The organism is Paenibacillus sp. SAFN-054, from assembly GCF_051966755.1.
In the GTDB taxonomy this organism is placed as follows: domain Bacteria; phylum Bacillota; class Bacilli; order Paenibacillales; family Paenibacillaceae; genus Paenibacillus_AQ.
Genome location: NZ_JBQCKS010000001.1, coordinates 2,202,019 through 2,222,409 on the forward strand (window position 1 = coordinate 2,202,019; position 20,391 = coordinate 2,222,409).

The following is a 20,391-nucleotide window of genomic DNA, read 5'->3' on the forward strand; positions in this document are numbered from 1 at the left end:
CAACGTTCGTCCCCTTTAAATTCGTAACCCGAAGTCCGGAAGAAAAACAAACGAGCCCAAGGCCGCAGATCATTCTCTGCGCTTGAAGGCTCGTTTATTCTTTGACTGCTATTATTTGCCCAAAAGGCGGCACTCATTCAAGGTTGAATGCGACAAAAACACGATGGAGCAATACGATTTATTCTGCGATGCGGATGCCAAGCGTTTTTCCTGCCAGGTCCACGTTCTCCATCTCGGCTTCTTTCCCGAAAATGACCTCTTTTACCAGTACGTTCTCGCGCAGCACATGATCAAAGGCCTGAATGGCCTTCGTCAGCGACTCGTCGGCGTCAAGCACAAGCGTTACGCGCTTTTCAATCGGCAGGTCCAGCTTTTTGCGGTAATCCTGAACGGCGCGGACAACCTCTCTGACCCAGCCTTCCTGCTCAAGTTCTGGGGTGATTTCCGTATTCAAGGCCACCGTGATGCCATAACCGGATGCGGATGCGAAGCCGCTCTTCGCCTGTTTCTCAACAAGCAGCTCCTCTGCCGTGATGTGGAGCTCCTCGCCTTCCGGAGAGGTGACGTTGATGCTTCCGGATTGGACGGCAGCTCTCGTCTCCTCCGGTGCCAGCCCTTTGAGGAAGCCTTGCAGGAAGCCGATGTTCTTGCCGTATTTCTTGCCGGCCACCTTCAGATTCATTTTCAACGTAAAATCGACGAACCCGCTGTCGCTGGTTTCCATCACCAGTTCCTTCACGTTGATCTCATCCTTGATGATCTCCTGATATCCTTCCACATCGAAAGGACGATCCATCGAGATGATCAGTTCCGACAATGGCTGGCGGGTCTTGATGCCTGTCTCGTTACGAACGTTCCGTGCAAGCTCGACGATTTGACGAGCCGCCTCCATGTCCGCTTCAAGCGATTTGTTGATCAAAGACTCGTCGGCTTGAGGGAAATCCGCCAGATGCACACTGGTGCCGCCACCGAGGTTGGTATAAATATCTTCGGACAGGAAAGGCGTATAAGGTGCCATCAACTTGGCGAGGACGAGAAGCACATGCGTCAGCGTGCCATACGCTGCGAGCTTATCGTCAGTCAAGCCGCTGCCCCAGAAACGGTCACGGGAACGGCGGATATACCAGTTGCTCAGCTCATCGATGAAGCCTTCGATCGCTTTGGCGGAGTTCAGGAAGTCATTCACCGCAAGCCCTTTGTCGACCAGTTGAATCAGGCTGTTCAATCGGGACAGGATCCAGCGGTCCAGCTTATTGGTGGACGGCTTGAACGAATGTGCAGCCGGATCATACCCATCGATATTGGCATACAGCGTCAGGAACGAATGGGTGTTCACGAGCGTATCCACCACTTTGGATTTTGCCTCGGCGACGATGCCTTTGGAGAAGCGTTTGCTGTTCCATGGCGCGCTGTCTGCCAAGAGTGCCCAGCGGAACGCGTCCGTGCCAAATTCATTGATGATTTCCCATGGATCGATGACGTTGCCTTTGGATTTGGACATCTTCTGTCCGTTTTCATCGAGGATATGGCCCGTAGCGATGACCGCTTTGTAAGGCGCAACCCCTTTGAACAGCGTCGATACCGCCAGCAGGCTGTAGAACCAGCCGCGGGTCTGGTCGATTCCCTCGCAGATCATGTCCGCAGGGAACTGTTCCTCGAACGTTTCCACGTTCTCGAACGGATAGTGATGCTGCGCAAACGGCATGGAGCCGCTGTCGAACCATACGTCGATGACTTCGGAAGTGCGTTCCATGATGCCGCCTTCGCAGTGCGGACAGTGTACTTTTACTTCGTCGACATACGGCTTATGCAGCTCGAAGTCGTCCGGCAGCGTTGTCGTTGCATGCTCTCTTAGGTCCGCAAAACTGTGCGGTGCATACTGCTGATGGCAGGATTCGCAAACCCAAACGTTCAGCGGCGTGCCCCAATAGCGGTTACGGCTGATGTTCCAATCCACCAGATCCTCCAGGAATTTGCCGAAACGGCCTTCGCGGATGTGGCCCGGGAACCATTCGACGCCGTTGTTGTTGGCAATCAGCTGATCCTTGACAGCCGTCGTCTCGATGAACCAGCTCTCCATTGCGTAATACAACAGCGGAGATTTGCAGCGCCAGCAGAACGGATAGCTGTGCTCGTATTTCTCCTTGCTGTACAGAAGGCCTTTCTCGGACAGCATTTTCACGATGTCCAAATCGCAGTCCTTAACGAAGCGTCCGGCAAGATCGGTGATTTCGTCCGTGTAGCGGCCTTGGGCATTCACCACGCTGATAAAGCTGATGCCGTTTTCGCGGCAGGTTTTGTAGTCGTCCTCACCATGCGCAGGAGCCATGTGGACGATACCTGTACCGCTCGCATCGGTAACGAAAGAAGCACCGACGATGAGATTGCCTTTTTCCGGCTTCGTATACGTGAACGGCGGCGTATAAGTTTTTCCGATAAATTCGGAGCCTTTATGCGTGGACAGTACCTGATAGTCGCCTTTCAGTACGTCTTCGACCAGGTTTTTGGCAACGATGTATACTTCGCCCCCCTGCTCCGCGCGCACATAGTCCATATCCGGGTTCATCGCCAGCGCCACGTGTGCCGGCAGTGTCCAAGGCGTGGTCGTCCATGCCAATACGTAATCCCCGCTGTCATGCAGCTTGAACTTGGCCGTCGCGCTGAGATCCTTCACATCTTCGTAGCCCTGAGCCACTTCGTGGGAGCTGAGCGTCGTCTGGCAGCAAGGGCAATATGGGCTTACGCGATGTCCGCGGTATAGGAGACCTTTGTCATGAATCGTCGCCAGAATGTTCCATACGCTTTCGATGTAGTTGTTTTCAAGCGTAATATACGGATGGTCCAGATCGGTCCAATAGCCGATGGCTTCGGTGAGTTCTCTCCACTGCTTCTCATATTCAAAAACGCTGGCTTTGCATTTTTTGATGAATTCTTCAACCCCGTATTTCTCGATTTCCTGTTTGCCGGAAATGCCAAGCTGCTTTTCCACGCCGAGTTCAACCGGCAAGCCATGCGTATCCCAGCCCGCTTTGCGGACGACGCGGTAGCCTTTCATCGTTTGATAACGGCCGATGAAATCCTTGATGACACGCCCGAGCACGTGACCGATATGCGGTGCACCGTTCGCTGTCGGCGGTCCTTCATAGAACACATAGTTCGGCTTGCCTTCCCGGTTCTCCATGGATTTGCGGAAGGTATCTTCCTCGTTCCATTTCTTCAGCACGCGCAGGTCGCGTGTGCGAGCTTTTTCTTTGATATCGACTTTTTGCATCATTTTCAACCTCCAAGATCCTTTAAAAGATTTCCCATCTCCCTAAATCCCTTAAATGTTATCCAAAGGAAAACTCGCTTCGGAAGCACTAGGGACCCCAAGGGCTTCTGCCCTCTGGACTCCCGAAATGGATCGGACATGTCACAGAGTGCGTTCTTTGCAACTTTTGTATATGATACCCGCTTTTCGCTCCTATTCTTTGCTTTCCGCAAAGATAGGAGCACGCTTTACGGACGCGTTACCTAGGTTTTGTTCACATTGATATTCAATTCTCACGAGAGGATCCCGATGACGTACCCAAAGGAGAACCGAGGAAGAACCGGGGCTTCACCACATGTCACGCTCGAACGCCCCATTCCCTCACACCGCCACTTTTCGAAAGCAAAAGCTTGGAAAAGGGGATTTAGGGGATTCGATAAAGCTTCAAATAAGCCTCAAGACAACAAAAAAAGCCTCATCCCTGTAAAGGGACGAGGCTTCTGCTCGCGTGACCACCCTAATTCCGCTCATGAAGAAAAAACTTCTTCTGAACGACTCCTTAAGTCCTCGCCTAAAACACTTTCCTGCAACGGAAATCTGCTTGCAGCAAGGAGCCGATATAACGTTCGGCAATCCGGTTCAGCTTACACACGTTAGCAGCTAACGATTCAGCCTTACTTCTCCGGGAGGATCTTCAGCTTCGGTCTGAACATTGGCTCGCAGCACATCGCCAACTCTCTGGAGAACGGTTCCCAAGCTTACTTATCCCATCATTGAATTCATATTCACGACTTGCTGCGCAACTGCACAACAAAGGATATGACTATAGTTATAGTCCTTTTTCACCCAAAAGTCAACCAAGCAGAAGCCTAGTATACTTCATTCGCCTCACGGGAAACCCGGGGATCATTGGAAGACTCTAGGGCTTCCCAGCCGTCCTGGCTCAATAGCTCCAGTTGTGCCTCCACCAGTGTCCGGAAACGAGTGCGGTAAATGGATGCCTGCTTCTTTAATTCTTCCACTTCCATCGCGATTTTACGCGACTTGGACAAGGATTCGTTAATAATGCGGTCTGCATTCTTCTCCGACTCCTTGATGATCAGCTGCGCTTCCTTCTTGGCGTTGTTTTTCACTTCGTCCGCCGCTTCCTGGGCTACGATAATCGTTTTGGAAAGCGTCTCTTCAATATTGAGGAAGTGGTCAAGTCTTTCCTGCAAAGACATCATCTGGTTATGAAGTTCCTTGTTTTCCCGGATGACACTCTCATAATCCTTGATGACCTGATCGAGGAATTCATTCACTTCATCTTCATCATAACCCCGGAGCCGGCGGGAAAATTCCTTGTTATGTATATCCAGTGGCGTTAATGGCATTGATGTGCACCTCCTAAGAATGTTCAGGTCTCCCTGTTATCGAACGGATCTGTAGATACAGTCCACTTGGATTGTATCGGCCGAAGAAATACTTTTCTTTAGTTCCGACATTGCTGTAGATATTTCATTTCGACAGAAAAAACCTATTTCCTGCTGAGAGTCTACACAAATTTACCTATTTTAACGCGGTAGCGCCCTTTTTTCGTAACATCGCCGGCCTCCAGCACTTTAAAGCGCCCAAAGCCCTGCATGGATATCATATCGCCTTCCTTGAGGGGAGACGAAGGGTCATCGACCGTTTTCCAGTTCACGCGGCACCGTCCGGCCCGGATCGGGATTAGGACCTTGCTGCGGCTGAGACGGTAGACATCGGAAGCAATGCCGTCCAAACGCAAAGAAGCTACCGTAATATCCATCGTCTCCAGGGAGACCTTGCTCGTGCGCAGCTGCTCAATCGGCAAAATCTCGCTCAGGACGTGTATACGGTGCACCTGGTTCAAATTCATATCAAGAAAAGCGCTGATCTCTTCGCTAACGACGGCGTGGCAGCCATGCTCCAGCACATGAATGTCCCCGATCTTGGCCCGCTTGATCCCAAGCCCCAAAATCGATCCCATATAATCCCCATGCTCCAGGGTAAGGAACTTCTCGTCAATCGAGTCGATGCTGAGCACCCTCAGCTTCATATCCTCTTCGCTCAGGTCCCTGTAATCGGGAGCAATCAGCGCCCTGCGGCGTTCCGCTCCTTCATATCCGCCGTCCAGGCGCACATGCACGTCCGGATGACGGTTAACCAGCGATTCCACAATAAACACTTGCCTTGGATCCAGAAAATCCGTCAATTTGGTCTCATGGTATTGCCCTGCGTTAACAATCCATTCCCACGCACGATCGACGAACTCGCGCTCGTCCGGATGAAAATGCTCGTAAATATCCTGTTTCATCGCGGTTATAGAAACAGCCGGAGTATGGCGTACACGCCTTGCTCAGCAAACTGAAGAACAAACAACGCGATGATCGGCGAAATGTCCAGCATGCCCATAATGGGGGGAATAAACCGACGAAACGACGATAAGTAAGGTTCCACCAGCTTCGCAAGCAGCTCTCCGATAAAATTCTCACGCAGGTTCGGAAGCCATGACATCAAGACATAAACAATGATCATATAAAAATAAATTTGAAACAGATAATGCACGATTGTTGCAATTTCGTACAAAGTTGGCTCACCTCATTCTGTTGTATTCATGGTCTTCGCCCAGTATTTCCGATATGGTCCCAGAAATCTCCACGGTATCCGGTGTGCATAAAAAGATGTTGCCGCCAATCTTGGAAATGCCTCCGCCCAGCGCATATACCGTTCCGCTAAGAAAATCAATGATCCGCAGCGCCTGATCCGTGCGCACCCGTTGAAGGTTCACAACGACCGTGCGGTGGGAACGCAAATGATCGGCAATTTCCTGTGCTTCATCATACGAACGCGGTTCATGAAGAATGACCTTGACGTTTTTTTGCGAGTGAATGCTGACCACATTATTTCCCCTTGGGTTTTTACGTGTTTCCACCGGCGGAGTTTCATATTCTTCTTCTTCAACGGGGAGCTGCTCCCGTTCAACGATTTCCTCCTGCTCCTGCAATCCCAAAAAAGACATGAATTTGTTCATCACGATCATCACTCCTCCTCTTCTTTCCCTACTAAAACACTGCCTAAACGGATCCAAGTCGCTCCTTCTTCGATTGCCACTTCAAAATCGTTAGACATTCCCATGGAAAGCTCCGTTAACGGTTCAGGTGTTATCCCTTGGAGGTTCAATGCATCCCTTAATTCGCGAAGCCCTCTAAAAACCATCCGGGTGTCTTCCGGTCGATCCTCGAAAGGAGCCATGGTCATGAGGCCGATGACCTTAATATGGGAAAAGCTCTGAATCTTTTGTAAAAAAGCTGCCGCCTCTTCCGGTGCCAATCCATATTTGCTATCTTCTCCAGACACATTCACCTGTAAGAAGGTTTTAATTACCAAACCTTTTGCTGCGGCTGATTTCTCAAGTTCCTTGGCCAAAGAAAGCCTGTCCAGCGAATGGATATACTCAAACTTGCCGACGACATCCTTCACCTTATTGGTCTGCAAGTGGCCGATAAAATGCCATGTCCCGCGCTGGCCTAACGCCTTCCATTTGTCCTCTGCGTTTTGCCAGCGGTTCTCGCCGAGATGCGCCAAGCCGCTGTCCAGCACCTTGGCGGTCATTCCCGCCGAAACATATTTGGTTACTGCAACGATATTCACTTCATCGGCAGACCTTCCGCTCCGCACACATGCTGCTTCGATGCGCCTGTTGACTTCTTCTATACGCTCTTCCAGTGTCATGGAAGGCTCACCTCTCTTTTAACCCGATCCAACTTGCCATTCGTCCTGTCTTTCCTCTATCCTTGCGGTATGAGAAAAACAAATCGTTACGACAGCTTGTACACCATGATGTACATTCGATATGAGTCGGCAATATTCCTGCCTTAATCATAATGTGTCGATTCATTTCTTTCAAGTTCAGCATGCTTTTGCCGTCCTCTTTTGCTATGTACCAGTCTGAAGTGGAATAATGCTCATTACCCAGGAAATGTTTTTCTAAATCGCGAACATGAGACATCACTTTATCATCCACTTCATAACAGCAGGAGCCAATGGACGGGCCAATCGCTGCCACAATATTTTCAGGGCTGCATGCATAATGGTCCACCATCCGCTTTACCATTTTCCCGGCAATTCCCGCAACGGTCCCCTTCCACCCGGCGTGGGCTAACCCTACAACTTGACGCACAGGGTCATGAAAGAAAAGTGGCACGCAATCCGCATAAAAGGAAGCCAGCATCATCCCCGGCACATTCGTCAATAGACCGTCGGTATCCTGTATGCCGGTCTCCCGGTTCTCACTACCAGCTCCACGCAGCTCCGGGCCAACGATAGCGATATCCGCGCTGTGCACCTGCTCGCCGCATGTCCAATCCGCCAGCGTAAAACCGAGCGTATCCGCGACGAGTTCCCGATTGGCTATGACATCCTCCGGACGGTCGCCGACATGAAAAGCACAATTCAATGTATGATAAGGCGCTTTGCTTACGCCTCCATTTCTCCCCGTAAAACCTGCGCTGATCCCCATATAACGTTCTGCCCAGGGCTGCAGCATAAACAGCGAAGGCTTTCCCTCAGCCTCTCTCAAAACAAACGGTTCCATCCTCTCACCTCTGTTCCAGTGTACCATAGACGGCTGCCATAATTATAGCTCTCTGTAATTTCGGCGGTCCCGCTCCTGCCTTTCACCGTAAGACGCAGCATCCTTCTCATCCTGAAGAGTCTTCAATTCCTCCATCTTGACCAAAACGACGTCCGATCCGATTTTAACGATATTGCGCCAAGGAATGATCAGGTCGGCACCACCGCCAAACAGGCCCAGAAACTTGCTGTAACTGGGAACCACGATCGCGTCGATCCGCCCCTGGCGAAGATCCAGCTCAAGATCGCTGATTTGGCCGAGCCTGCGGCCGTCCACAATATTGATGACATCCTTGGTTTGAAAATCGGATATTTTCATATTCATCTCCACCGCCTGCCGATCTGGAATCAAAGACTGCAGCCCCTTTTCACTTAAAAATATCCCTCTAAAATCCGCTAACCCCGCTACTAACATAAGTATATGTCGGCTCTGGGCAAAATGCCCTTCTTTTTGCTTCCTATCCATACATTTTCCCGTGATACGGATAATACTCTGTACAAGGGATCTAAAAAAGCGATCCTGTAGCGGATCGCTTTCGTTTCAAAGGATATACAGACGGGGCGGTAAGCCCCTGCCTGTGCCTTAATATTCAATTTTTAGGTGAGATTTACGACTTTACATGCTTCTGCATCTGCTGGATGGCCGACTTCTCCAGACGGGATACTTGAGCCTGCGAAATCCCGATCTCATCGGCAACCTCCATTTGGGTCTTTCCTTCAAAAAAGCGCATGGAGAGAATCATTTTCTCCCGCTGTCCCAGTCTTTGCATGGCCTCGCGCAGTGCAATTTCCTCAATCCAGAGCACATCCTTGTTCTTATCGTCGCTGATCTGATCCATCACATAAATGGGATCGCCGCCATCATGGTAAATCGGTTCGAACAGCGATACCGGATCCTGGATCGCGTCGAGCGCAAATACCACGTCTTCTTTGGGAACGTTCAGCACCTCGGATATTTCAAAAATCGTCGGTTCCCTCGAGTTCTGGTTGGTCAGGGAGTCACGCACCTGCAGGGCCTTATAGGCAATGTCACGAAGCGATCTGGACACGCGAATCGGGTTGTTGTCCCTGAGATACCTGCGGATTTCCCCGATAATCATCGGGACCGCATAGGTCGAAAACTTTACGTTTTGCGACAAATCAAAATTATCAATGGCCTTCATGAGTCCGATACAGCCCACCTGAAACAAATCGTCGACAAACTCTCCCCGATTGTTAAAGCGCTGGATGACGCTGAGCACCAGTCTCAGGTTGCCGTTCACCAGCTTTTCTCTGGCTGACCGTTCGTTGTTTTGCTGTAAAGCATGGAACAATTCGCGCATTTCCACGTTGGTTAACACCGGCAGTTTCGCGGTATCCACGCCACAAATTTCGACTTTGTTTCGGGTCATGATGATATACCTCCCAAGGAGAAACATTAATGTACATTATCTCCCTGGGGGCTCATTTTATTCCTGCGAAAAAAATTGCTACACCATCTTGTTGAACTCCTTGCGGAGTCTCTTAATAATTCTTTTTTCAAGTCTGGATATGTAGGATTGGGAGATGCCGAGCATGTCGGCCACGTCCTTTTGCGTTTTTTCCTCGCCATCCTGCAGCCCGAAGCGAAGTTCCATAATTGTGCGTTCCCGGTCCGTCAGCTTTTCGAGTGCCTTGTGGAGCAGCTTGCGGTCCACCTGTTCTTCAATATTGCGGTAAATGGTATCATTTTCGGTTCCAAGCACGTCCGAGAGCAGAAGCTCGTTCCCGTCCCAATCAATATTAAGCGGTTCGTCAAAAGAGACCTCGCTGCGAATTTTGCTGTTGCGGCGCAGATACATCAGAATCTCATTTTCAATGCAGCGAGAGGCATACGTGGCCAGCTTGATCTTTTTCTCGGGGTCAAAGGTGTTGACCGCTTTAATCAAGCCAATCGCTCCGATGGAAACAAGATCCTCGATATTGATGCCGGTGTTCTCAAACTTGCGGGCAATGTAGACGACCAGGCGCAGATTGCGTTCGATCAGCATCGACCGGATGGCCGCATCCCCTGTGGAAAGCCGCTGCAGCAGGTACTCCTCTTCCTCGCGTGTCAGCGGCGGAGGGAGAGCCTCACTGCCGCCAATATAGTAGATTTCTTCACTTTTAAGCCCCAGCAGAAAAAGGAACCGGTAATATTGCAGCTGCGCTATCAATCGCCATTTAACTAGCATTCGTTGTCCTCCTAAAAATTCTCCTTAAGGAGAATTTGACTTCGTAAGCATTGGCTAAAAATTTCCCTAAGGGTAGCCCATATTACAAGCTCAACGTCGTTGTATTCACGGTTACCTTTTCTTCCTTGACGCCGTTTTCGGTACCCTCCCGTACCAAATCCGGATGAATGATCGCCTGATAGGAACGATCACCTGATAATTGCCCTCCATCCAGTCCAATCAGCACTTTTACGGTACGGCTTGTCTGTTCTCCTATTCGCACCTCCACGGCATCGGGTTTCAACGCCAGCATAAAGGCCGAATTCCGGTTTACGCCTCGGTAAGGCACCAGCCGCAGCCGATCACGCCACTCGAAATCGTCTTCATCCAGCTCAAGGACAAGTTTGTCCGGTTCTCCTTCAGACAGCCGTTCAAGCCAGGTTGTCGGCAGCTTCTCCCTCCAAAGCGCCGCTTCCATCACCATGACAGGCGTTCTTGTGAGCGGATCGGCAAGCTGGTTGCCCGTATCCAAGAGCCCCGTGCAGGAGACCCGGTATCCGCCAATGTCGACGGTAACCTCACCCATGTATTCCTGTCTGCTCTCCAGCTTCCGTCTCGAGGAATGCACGAGCTTGAACCATAACAGAACTGCAAAGCACATCACGAACGTGAACCAGAACCCGATTTTCAATTCAAACGAGAGTCCTCCCGAAGCTGTAAACCATATTCCGTTAAAAATCTCTCCCGTATTTTGCAGCAAATAGTGAATTCCGATAATTCCGCCGGCAGCAGCGAAGTTGATCATATAGAACGCGCCCATGTTCCGGATATAGTTTTGAAGACTTCCAAAACCGAAAACGATCCAGAGCATCAACAGGGATAATGCAAATTTAACAAAAAAGGTGTACATGAACGATAATTGAGGCAGAAACATCATGACGACGTATAACGCCCCTACGGCTGCCGAGACGGTGAGTCGCCACCACTTGAACCTCTGCTTCCTCATCCAGGCGGTAAGCCATAGAAGCGCGCCATCAATGAGCAGATTGGTGATAAAAATCAGATCAATATAAACAACCAGTCCCATCACCTGCCTGCCATTCGTGGAATCTTTCGGAACAATTGCTATAGGGACATGCCATTTCAAAAGTATCGTGCCTGGGAGATGTATTTAGTATAAAAAGAACCCTATCCAAAGTCTGTCTAAAATTGGGGGTAAGACCCCAACTTTTTTTGTCGAGTTCCGTAGGTTTTAGAGGAGAAGACGATATACAAAAAGAGACCCGCTGATTCCAAATGGAATGCGGGTCTCTTCTATCGTTTATGCGTTATAAGCTGATTAGTCCTTGTTTTGGCGTGAACGATTCCGCAGGAACGTCGGAATGTCGAGCTGATCGCTGCTGGATTGGTTACCGAACGGACGAAGGTTGGTCGGATTGCTGCTGCGGTTTTCGGTAGGCTCGGTTGGCGCTACTCCCGGTTTACGGAGAGGAGCCGCTGGAGCACCACGATGATCAAACCCGGTAGCAATGACCGTTACTTTAATTTCATCCTTCATGCTTTCCTCAATAATCGCACCGAAGATCATATTCACTTCCGGATCGGATGCCGAAGTGACAATCTCTGCCGCCTCATTCACTTCGTAAAGTGACAGGTTGGCACCGCCCGTAATATTCATGATGACGCCGCGCGCGCCTTCAATCGAAGTCTCCAGCAGGGGACTCATAATGGCTTTACGTGCAGCCTCAGCAGCACGGTTCTCGCCTGTTGCAAGTCCAATACCCATCAAAGCCGAACCGCGTTCCGTCATGATCGTTTTTACATCCGCAAAGTCAAGGTTGATCAGACCAGGAACTTGGATCAAGTCAGAGATGCCTTGTACTGCTTGACGAAGTACATTATCTGCTTCCCGGAACGCTTCTATCATCGGCGTTTTTTTGTCGACGATTTCTAAAAGTCGGTCATTCGGAATAACAATCAGTGTATCGACTTTCTCTTTCAGACCTTCAATACCAAGCTCGGCCTGAGTGGAACGCTTGCGTCCTTCAAACGTAAACGGACGCGTCACCACACCTACAGTCAATGCTCCGCATTCTTTGGCGATCTCGGCGATCACCGGAGCGGCACCGGTTCCGGTACCACCGCCCATGCCTGCGGTAACAAAAACCATATCAGCACCTTTGAGGGTATTCATGATCAGATCACGCGACTCTTCAGCCGCCTTTTTGCCCACTTCAGGGTTGGCTCCGGCACCGAGACCGCGGGTCAGTTTATCCCCGATTTGCAGTTTATGTTCCGATTTGGCCATATGCAAAGCTTGGGCGTCTGTATTCACGGTGATAAATTCTACACCTTGAACGCCATTTTCAATCATACGGTTGACAGCATTGCTTCCGCCGCCGCCTACACCTATTACTTTAATTTGTGCCAAGCTCTCCATTTCAAAATCAAATTCCAACATATTTTCCCATCTCCCCCTCATTGTGCATGAATGGCCCGTCCACTGATTCTATGGAACCAGCTTATATGAAATCACTGAATATATTTTTCAATCGTTCAATAAAGCCTGGTTTCTGGGCAGCCTCCGGATTCGCAGCAGGACTCGCTTTAGGGCGGTTCACTGTTTTCTTGTTGCCCGCACTGCTCACGTTTCCGCTGTTGCTGCTGCGAACACGAATGTTGCGGATGACGTTATGCAGAATGCCAACGCCGCTCGTATAACCAGGGTCTCGCACGCCGATGTAATCAGGCACAGCAGTTCTGACGGATGCAGCGAGCTCAGCCTGCGCAACCTGCAAAACTCCCGGCATGGATACAGTGCCACCAGTAAGTATATAACCTCCTGGAAGCTCAACGTAACCAAGACGCTTCACTTCTTCACGAATCAGATGAAAAATTTCCTGTACCCGAGGCTCGACGATGGACGCCAAATCCTCCTGGGTAAATTCCTTTTCGACGTTGCTGCCAATACGAACCACTTTAAACGTGACGTCAGGCGCGGCGTCAGCCAGCAGAGCACAGCCGTATTTCAGCTTGACCTTCTCCGCCTGATCCGTCAGCGTCCGAAGTCCATAAGCAATGTCATTGGTCACAAATTCACCGCCGATGGGCAGTGTTGAAGTCGACACCAACGTACCGGCTTCGAAAATAGCGATTGTTGTAGATCCCGCGCCGATATCTACAAGCACGGAGCCCATTGTTTTTTCGTCCTTGGACAAGGCGAGCTGCCCTGCTCCCAAAGACATAAGTACTAGATCTTTGATCTTAAGACCTGATTTTTCAACACAGCGCAAAAGATTATGTATAGCGGTCTTAGCGCCGGTAATGATGATAGCTTCCACTTCCAGACGGACGCCTATCATGCCGCGCGGATCTTGAATTCCCTCGAGCCCATCGACTACGTATTGTTTTGCAACCACATCAATGATTTCCCGGTCAGGCGGAAGAGCTACAACCTCTGCGGCTTTAAGCACGCGTTCAATGTCTTCCTCTCCAATTTCCCGATCCTCGTTCGATACTGCCACGACACCGTGGCTTGATTGAAGTCCGATATGATTCCCCGAAATGCCGACGTAAACCTCCGATATTTGAATACCGACCATACGTTCCGCATGATCAACGGCACTACGGATGGATTGTACAGTCTGGTCAATATCTACAATTGCACCTTTGCGAATTCCTTCCGAGTCGGCAGATCCAACTCCAATAATATTAAAGGTTCCATTATTCACTTCCCCAATAATAGCACGAACTTTGGATGTACCGATGTCCAAACTAACAATGATGTCATTGTTGCTCAACCGTGGCACCTCCTGTTTTATAAAATAACTTCCTGGTTGGATAAAACACTCAATTCTACATATTCAACATAGAAGAATCTTTCCCTCTTTTTTCTACAAATTTTTCGACTGCCAACATTTAGTAGGACAGGGTAAAAATCAGAAGAAAAAAGAGGGAGTTTTTAAGATAATGATTTTCGGATTTACCTTCCCGAAAACGTTTATCGGTATGATGATAAACAAATTTTAGTTCATTCGGTATGATAAATTGAACAAAGAACAACATTTTATCAGTTCAATTCATGTAGACAACCCATAAAACCAATTGTAGCATTTTTTATTTTCCTTGAGTAGTAGCAGTTTGGTCCGCTTCATTGTCCCCCGTGGACTGGAACGGTGTATACGTATCAGCTTCCAGCATCGTGATCGTACCGGGCTCTGCCGTTTCGATGACCTGGTTCAAATATTCCACCTTGTCGCTGAGCAGCGAAATCGCCGTAATGACCACAAAACGGGACCGCGTGTACAGCTTGATCCGGTCCGGAAAGGATGCCGTCGGCGATGGGATGATTTCCGATATATCTGACGTAAGCTCATTCGGAATACTCCCGAGCACCTTGCAGAGCTCTACCTTATTCGGATCGGAAGCGCTCCACTTCGTCAGAATCGGCTTCTCGACAGCAATGCCGCTGCTGTTGACGGAAACCTTCGTCCCGTTCGATAGAATGGCATCGAGGCTGCCCTCTGCCCCCAGCTCATAGGCAACCGCGGGATACTCCTGAATCGTAATGCTGATTTTACCGGGGAACTGCTTGTCCACCACTGCTTTTTGAATCGATTTGATGTGTAACAGCTGGCCTTCGACCTTGGAAGGAGATACGCCGAAATACTGGCTTCCCTTCGTCAGTCCGCTGGCCTGCAAAAGCTGCTCCCTTGAGGAAAACGTGCTGCCTGTAAACTGTATATCCGTCACCTGGCTTACCGGCGAGCGAAAGAATAAGATCGCCAGGATCGCAACAAACAATAGCAGCAGAATGACAATGATCCTCCGGCTGGCTCTTCTTTTGGGCTTGTTCTCTTTTAAAACGGGAATGTGAGCTTTTGGCATAAGATTCTCTCCACTAAATACCTCTTATCCCCTCTTTGCAGAGGGGATAAGCTTGGTGTTAATTGGCTAAATCAAGTGATTTCGGCACCGGCGACAGCCGGTAGATCTCGGCACCCAGCTTCTGGAAGAGCTGTTCAATATGTTCATAACCTCTGTCAATGTGATGCACCTGTTCTACAACGGTCTTCCCTTGGGCAGCCAGTCCGGCGATCACCAGCGCGGCTCCGGCCCTAAGATCCGTTGCTTCCACCGTTGCACCGTACAGCCGCTGTACGCCGCGGATGAAAGCACAGCTGAGATCAATGGAAATATCCGCTCCCATTCTCGCCAGCTCATCCACATGCTTGAACCGTCCTTCAAAAACCGTTTCCTTCATGACGCTGAAGCCGTCGGCCAAAGACAACAGCACCATTACCTGAGACTGCAGATCCGTCGGAAAAGACGGGTAAGGCGATGTTTCAATACGCTCTACGGCTCTGGGCCGGCTCATACAGCTTACGTTCATTATATCATTGCAGATGCTGATTTGAACACCAGCCCGCTTGAGGACGTGGATCAAGGACGATAAATGAGCCGGATTGCAGTGGGTTAACGTCACGTTCCCCCGGGTGGCTGCAGCAGCGATCATCACCGTTCCAGCTACGATCCGGTCGGGAATAATCGTGTACGAGCAAGGAGAGAGCTCCTTAACGCCCTGAATCGTAATCGTATCCGTACCTGCACCGATGATGCTTGCCCCCATGGCGTTCAGAAAGTTTTGCAAATCCTGAATTTCCGGTTCCCGCGCAGCATTGGTCAATATGGTGGTTCCCTCTGCCGTGGCCGCGGCCATCATGATATTTTCCGTTGCTCCGACGCTCGGAAAATCCAGGTGAATTTCCGTGCCCTTCAGTCTGCCGGCCCTGCAAATGATCTGCTGATCGAGTTCCTCGATTTCAGCGCCCAGCGCCTTCAGTCCCCGGAGATGAAGATCGATTTTGCGCTCACCGATGGCGCAGCCTCCGGGCTGGTAAACAGAAACCTCCCCGAATCTCGCAAGCAGAGGCCCCATCAAGAAAATAGAGGAGCGCATTTGCTTCATTAAGTCTTCCGGTACATGAAACGAATTGGCGGACGACGTATCCACAACAACCGTCTCCTGATCATGCAAAGTCGTGCAGCCGATCCGATCCAGGATGTCCAGCATCACTTCAATATCCAGAAGACGGGGGACATTGCTCAGCTGAACCTTGCCTGCGGCCAGCAAGCTCGCTGCCAGAATAGGCAATGCTGCATTTTTTGCTCCATGGATACGTATGGTTCCTGATAGGGATTTCCCACCCTCAATCACCAATTTGTCCAATGTATCACCTCCGAGTTTACCCCTCAAGTCGCAGCCATTCTAGGCATCAGCCGTGATGCCCGTTTCAAAAAGCCCTTAAGAGCTTTAGAGACGGAATGCTTTGAACTCGAGAACGTCCTCTGCTGTCGCTTGACCGGCGTGAATCCAGTACAATCTCAGCGGACTTGTTTTTGCGTGACACATCAGACCACAGGTCTCCGGCATTCATGGATACAGCTTGTCGTGGCAAGCGGCTCGGTCATACTAACCGGTATCGTCTTCCTTTAACCGTCAGGACATCCGCTAAAGCAACTCCCCAGCTTCAGATGAACCCCAATCGATTGAGTTCATTCCCAAGGGGCCGGCATTCCGTGGTGATTGTCACGATTATAGGGTATCTTATGTCATGCATACCCGGTGTGTGACAATCGCCCAGCCCTTTCAGCGGTGAGCCGTCAGGCGGCGCATTTCCCTGACGATCAGATTGGCGGAATCAGGCTTTCCGAGGCTGCGGGACTTCTCGGACATTTCCTTCTGAACGCTGATATCCCCCATGATATCCCCGATATACCGGTAGAGGCGTCGTCCAGACAAATCCTTCTCCAGAATCACTTTGGCTGCTCCCGCCTTCTCCAGTTGTCTTGCATTAGCCTCCTGATGGTTATTGGTCACGTTCGGAGACGGAATCAGGATGGACGGAATACCAAGCGAAGTAATTTCAGCCAGGAAGGATGCACCCGCCCGGTTCACGATCAAGGATGTGGCTGCGAGCACTTCCGGCATGTTGTTCACATACGGAAGCACATGCAGATGATTCGGCATGCTGCCGAGCTTGCTGCGGATTTCCTCCCGCGTCTTTTCGAAATAGTGTTCGCCCGTTACATACACGAAATGAATATGCTTCAGCTTCTCCAGCTTCGGTGCCATTTCGATCATGGCGTCGTTAATCGCCTTGGCGCCCCGGCTGCCTCCTACCACCAGCACGACTGAGCTGTTCATCGGAATGCCCAGTGAAGCAAAACCGCGTTCCCGATTGGCTGACTGAACGGTCGTAGCACGGGGATTCCCCGTGTAAATAACCCGTTTGGCTTTGGGGAATGAACGCTCCGAGCCTTCAAAGCTGACGGCCACCGTGCTGACATATCGGCTCAGAAACTGATTGGTCAAGCCCGGAATGGCGTTTTGTTCATGAATAATGCAGGGAATGCCCAGCTTTGCCGCCGCATATACGACAGGACCGCATACATAACCGCCGGTTCCGATCACCACATCCGGTTTGAACTCGGCTAGCATCCGCTTGGAGGTTTTGACGCCCTTCAGGAAACGGATGATGGTCTTGACGTTGTCAGCGGACAGTTTCCGGCGAAAGCCCGTAATGTCAATCGATTGAAAAGGAAGGTTCTCCTGGGGGACCAGCTTGCTCTCCAGGCCTCTGGTACCGCCGATATATAAAAAAGTGGAATCCGGATCTTCTGCTTCACATTGCCTCGCGACGGCCACAGCCGGGTAAATATGCCCCCCGGTGCCACCGCCTGTTAGAACGACGCGCATGCTGATCACCTCGCATAACGTGATAGATTAAGTAAAATACCCAGAGCGGTCAGCATCAGCGTAAGCGACGAGCCGCCATAGCTGATCAGCGGCAGGGTAATGCCCGTAACCGGCATCAGGCCGATGACAACCCCGATGTTAATGATAACCTGTACGGCGACCATGCCGACGATGCCTACCGCGAGCAGGCTGCCGTATCGGTCGGGGATGGTCATTGCTACACGCATGCCGCGCCAGACCAGAATCAAAAACAGCAGCAGCACAATCAGCCCGCCAATGAAACCAAGCTCTTCGGCCAATATGGAAAATATAAAGTCCGTCTGCGGCTCCGGAACGTAGCTGTACTTCTGACGGCTCATTCCGAGGCCTAGACCGCCAAGGCCTCCAGGGCCGATGGCATATAAGGATTGAATAATTTGATAGCCTGCCCCCAGCGGGTCAGACCATGGATCAAGAAACGCTGTAATACGCTTTAAACGGTAAGGTGCCGCTAAAACAAGCCCGACGAACCCTGCCGCTCCGGCAAGCCCGAGCATCCCTAAATGTCTGAGGCGCGCGCCTGCCGTGAAGACGATCATCATGGCGGCCCCCATCATGACGGTGCCCGTCCCGAGGTCCGGCTGCAGCATAATGAGTCCGAATGCCAGTCCCATCAGTCCAAGCGGCGGCAAGAGTCCTTTTCCAAAAGACGTGATGTCCCAGTTCTCGCTGCTCAGCCACTTGGAAAGGAACAGGATCATGCCCAGTTTCATGAATTCGGAGGGCTGAATACCGAATGAGCTGATGCCAAGCCAGCTGCGCGCGCCGCCCCGCACCACTCCGACGCCCGGTATCAGAACGATGACCAGGAGCACGAAGCAGACAATCAGGGCTATGTTCGCATACTTTTTCCAAACACGGAAATCGATGCTGGCTGTAAAAAACATCGCAACAAGTCCCAAAACGGCAAACAGCAGCTGACGTTTTACGAAGTAAAATGAATCACCATAATCGTGAAAGGCCAGCACCGAGCCGGCGCTGTATACCATGACCATGCCGATTGTGAGCAAACCCAAAATACAGAGAAAAAGCCACAAATCCGGCGCCGGGCGTGTCTTGTTCATGAAGAGGCCACCTTTTGCAAAAAAGTAGGGGCTTATCCACCCCCCTACTTAAAGATTATGCACCGCCTCTTTAAAAATGCGTCCACGCTCCTCATATGACGTAAACATGTCCCAGCTGGCGCAGGCCGGAGACAAAAGCACGATATCTCCCGGCTCGGCTGCGGCCTGGGCTTCTTTTACGGCTGCGCGAAGCGTGTCGGCGGCGTCCTCTTCATTATCGACGATGACCACATGCTTTAATCCGGCCATTTTTGATACGCCAGCGATTTTGTGCGCCGTTTGTCCCAAGGCAACGACGGCTTTGACCCGTTCGGACAGCACCGGTAGCAGCTCCATGTAGTCCGAGCCCCGGTCCAGTCCCCCGGCGATCAAGACGATCGGCTGCTGAAAAGAGTTCAGAGCCATGGTGGTCGCTTTGGAATTGGTCGCCTTGGAATTGTTGTAATAAGCGACGCCGTCAAGATTCATCACATACTCCAAGCGGTGTTCGACACCGCGGAAGGAGGATAACGGGCCTCTTAAACGGTCGACAGGCGCGCCGGCCGCAATGGAAATGGCGCAGGCGGCAGCCGCGTTTGCGATATTAAAGCGGCCTGCAATACCGACTTCCTCCACAGGGATGATATCTTTCACCCGGCCTTGTTCGTCACGGTATACGATTTTTCGAGGAAGGTCATCCTTTGTATCCGCGACGAAAGGCGGGCTGACATAAACACCTTCCACCAGCTCTTCATTGATCGAAAAGGGCAGGAGCTTGGCCTTGATGTAGGGAACAAGCTCACGGCAGGTGGAATCATCCCAATTGAGGACTGCGGTATCTCCTTCTCCCATATTGGCGAACATTTTGGCTTTGGAGGAGACGTAGTCTTCCATCCCCCCATGATAATCCAGATGCGTTTCCGTCACATTCAGCAAGCATCCGATACGGGGTCTGAATTCATTCGTTCCTTTCAGCTGGAAGCTGCTCAGCTCGGTTACCATCCAGTTGCCGGCATCCGCTTGCTGCGCGGCTTCGCAGAGCGGGGTTCCGATATTCCCTGCGACGATCGGACGCATGCCTGCTTCATCGAGCATTTTTCCGACCCAAGTGGTGGTTGTCGTTTTGCCGTTGGAACCCGTGATGCCGATGATCGGAGCGCTGCAGATATGATAGGCTACTTCGACTTCGGTCACGACTTCGATCCCGAGCTCCAGCGCCTTTTGTACAGGCTGAACCTTATACGGAATACCCGGATTTTTCACAAGCAGAGAAATACCGGGATGAACCAGATTCTCCGGGTGCCCGCCGCAAATGACGGTCATTCCGAGTGATTCCAGTTCCCCGGCTTCGGGGCATTGATCTCTGTCTTTTTGATCGTTAACCGTTACAACCGCCCCGTAGCTGTGGAGAACCTTGGCGACTTGTACACCGCTTTTGGCCAAGCCCAGCACGACGACTTCCTGATCCCTGTAAGACTCTGGATGCTTCATCTT

Annotated in this window: 18 protein-coding genes and 1 other annotated feature; all 18 genes read right to left on the reverse strand. The window is 50.9% G+C overall.

The genetic code is table 11. The features are described from left to right. Window positions 1-178: 178 nt before the first annotated feature. The gene (gene ileS, locus ACTHPM_RS10080) at window positions 179-3,271 is read right to left on the reverse strand and encodes an isoleucine--tRNA ligase (RefSeq protein ID WP_440395032.1); all 3,093 of its coding nucleotides are present in this window, start codon (window positions 3,269-3,271) and stop codon (window positions 179-181) included. 463 nt (window positions 3,272-3,734) lie between these two features. Further along, window positions 3,735-4,033 (reverse strand) — a binding site (T-box leader). Between the two features lie 86 nt (window positions 4,034-4,119). Further along, window positions 4,120-4,623 carry a DivIVA domain-containing protein gene (locus ACTHPM_RS10085; RefSeq protein ID WP_440395033.1) on the reverse strand — a complete coding sequence of 168 codons (504 nt, stop codon included), beginning with the start codon at window positions 4,621-4,623 and terminating at the stop codon, window positions 4,120-4,122. 161 nt (window positions 4,624-4,784) lie between these two features. Beyond that, the gene (locus ACTHPM_RS10090) at window positions 4,785-5,567 is read right to left on the reverse strand and encodes an RNA-binding protein (RefSeq protein WP_440395034.1); all 783 of its coding nucleotides are present in this window, start codon (window positions 5,565-5,567) and stop codon (window positions 4,785-4,787) included. 5 nt (window positions 5,568-5,572) lie between these two features. After that, window positions 5,573-5,839: a YggT family protein gene (locus ACTHPM_RS10095; protein WP_440395035.1), complete on the reverse strand. Its 267-nt coding sequence runs from the start codon at window positions 5,837-5,839 to the stop codon at window positions 5,573-5,575. Between the two features lie 7 nt (window positions 5,840-5,846). Further along, the gene (locus tag ACTHPM_RS10100) at window positions 5,847-6,293 is read right to left on the reverse strand and encodes a cell division protein SepF (RefSeq protein WP_440395036.1); all 447 of its coding nucleotides are present in this window, start codon (window positions 6,291-6,293) and stop codon (window positions 5,847-5,849) included. Then, entirely contained in the window at window positions 6,293-6,985 is a 693-nt protein-coding gene (locus tag ACTHPM_RS10105) for a YggS family pyridoxal phosphate-dependent enzyme (protein ID WP_440395037.1), read from the reverse strand. The genes ACTHPM_RS10100 and ACTHPM_RS10105 overlap by 1 nt, the downstream gene beginning before the upstream one ends. 7 nt (window positions 6,986-6,992) lie before the next feature. After that, window positions 6,993-7,847, reverse strand: a complete 855-nt coding sequence (gene pgeF / locus ACTHPM_RS10110) for a peptidoglycan editing factor PgeF (RefSeq protein ID WP_440395038.1) — start codon at window positions 7,845-7,847, stop codon at window positions 6,993-6,995. 42 nt (window positions 7,848-7,889) lie between these two features. Continuing rightward, window positions 7,890-8,204 (reverse strand): YlmC/YmxH family sporulation protein, encoded by a 315-nt coding sequence (locus tag ACTHPM_RS10115; RefSeq protein WP_440395404.1) that lies wholly within the window; start codon window positions 8,202-8,204, stop codon window positions 7,890-7,892. A gap of 289 nt (window positions 8,205-8,493) precedes the next feature. After that, complete coding sequence (gene sigG, locus ACTHPM_RS10120) at window positions 8,494-9,276, reverse strand: RNA polymerase sporulation sigma factor SigG (RefSeq protein ID WP_127601665.1); 783 nt, start codon at window positions 9,274-9,276, stop codon at window positions 8,494-8,496. Between the two features lie 78 nt (window positions 9,277-9,354). Further along, window positions 9,355-10,077 (reverse strand): RNA polymerase sporulation sigma factor SigE, encoded by a 723-nt coding sequence (sigE, locus tag ACTHPM_RS10125; RefSeq protein ID WP_127601666.1) that lies wholly within the window; start codon window positions 10,075-10,077, stop codon window positions 9,355-9,357. 82 nt (window positions 10,078-10,159) lie between these two features. Then, on the reverse strand, window positions 10,160-11,137 hold the full coding sequence (spoIIGA, locus tag ACTHPM_RS10130) for a sigma-E processing peptidase SpoIIGA (protein WP_440395405.1): 978 nt from the start codon (window positions 11,135-11,137) through the stop codon (window positions 10,160-10,162). 258 nt (window positions 11,138-11,395) lie between these two features. Then, window positions 11,396-12,517: a cell division protein FtsZ gene (ftsZ, locus tag ACTHPM_RS10135; RefSeq protein ID WP_440395039.1), complete on the reverse strand. Its 1,122-nt coding sequence runs from the start codon at window positions 12,515-12,517 to the stop codon at window positions 11,396-11,398. A gap of 61 nt (window positions 12,518-12,578) precedes the next feature. Beyond that, on the reverse strand, window positions 12,579-13,856 hold the full coding sequence (ftsA, locus tag ACTHPM_RS10140) for a cell division protein FtsA (RefSeq protein WP_440395040.1): 1,278 nt from the start codon (window positions 13,854-13,856) through the stop codon (window positions 12,579-12,581). 316 nt (window positions 13,857-14,172) lie between these two features. Continuing rightward, window positions 14,173-14,943: a cell division protein FtsQ/DivIB gene (locus ACTHPM_RS10145; protein ID WP_440395041.1), complete on the reverse strand. Its 771-nt coding sequence runs from the start codon at window positions 14,941-14,943 to the stop codon at window positions 14,173-14,175. 58 nt (window positions 14,944-15,001) lie between these two features. Next, window positions 15,002-16,285: a UDP-N-acetylglucosamine 1-carboxyvinyltransferase gene (murA, locus tag ACTHPM_RS10150; RefSeq protein WP_440395042.1), complete on the reverse strand. Its 1,284-nt coding sequence runs from the start codon at window positions 16,283-16,285 to the stop codon at window positions 15,002-15,004. Window positions 16,286-16,705: 420 nt separating this feature from the next. Further along, window positions 16,706-17,815, reverse strand: a complete 1,110-nt coding sequence (murG, locus tag ACTHPM_RS10155) for an undecaprenyldiphospho-muramoylpentapeptide beta-N-acetylglucosaminyltransferase (protein ID WP_440395043.1) — start codon at window positions 17,813-17,815, stop codon at window positions 16,706-16,708. A gap of 5 nt (window positions 17,816-17,820) precedes the next feature. Beyond that, window positions 17,821-18,918: a stage V sporulation protein E gene (spoVE, locus tag ACTHPM_RS10160; RefSeq protein ID WP_440395044.1), complete on the reverse strand. Its 1,098-nt coding sequence runs from the start codon at window positions 18,916-18,918 to the stop codon at window positions 17,821-17,823. 48 nt (window positions 18,919-18,966) lie between these two features. After that, on the reverse strand, window positions 18,967-20,388 hold the full coding sequence (murD, locus tag ACTHPM_RS10165; protein ID WP_440395045.1) for a UDP-N-acetylmuramoyl-L-alanine--D-glutamate ligase: 1,422 nt from the start codon (window positions 20,386-20,388) through the stop codon (window positions 18,967-18,969). Window positions 20,389-20,391: the final 3 nt, after the last annotated feature.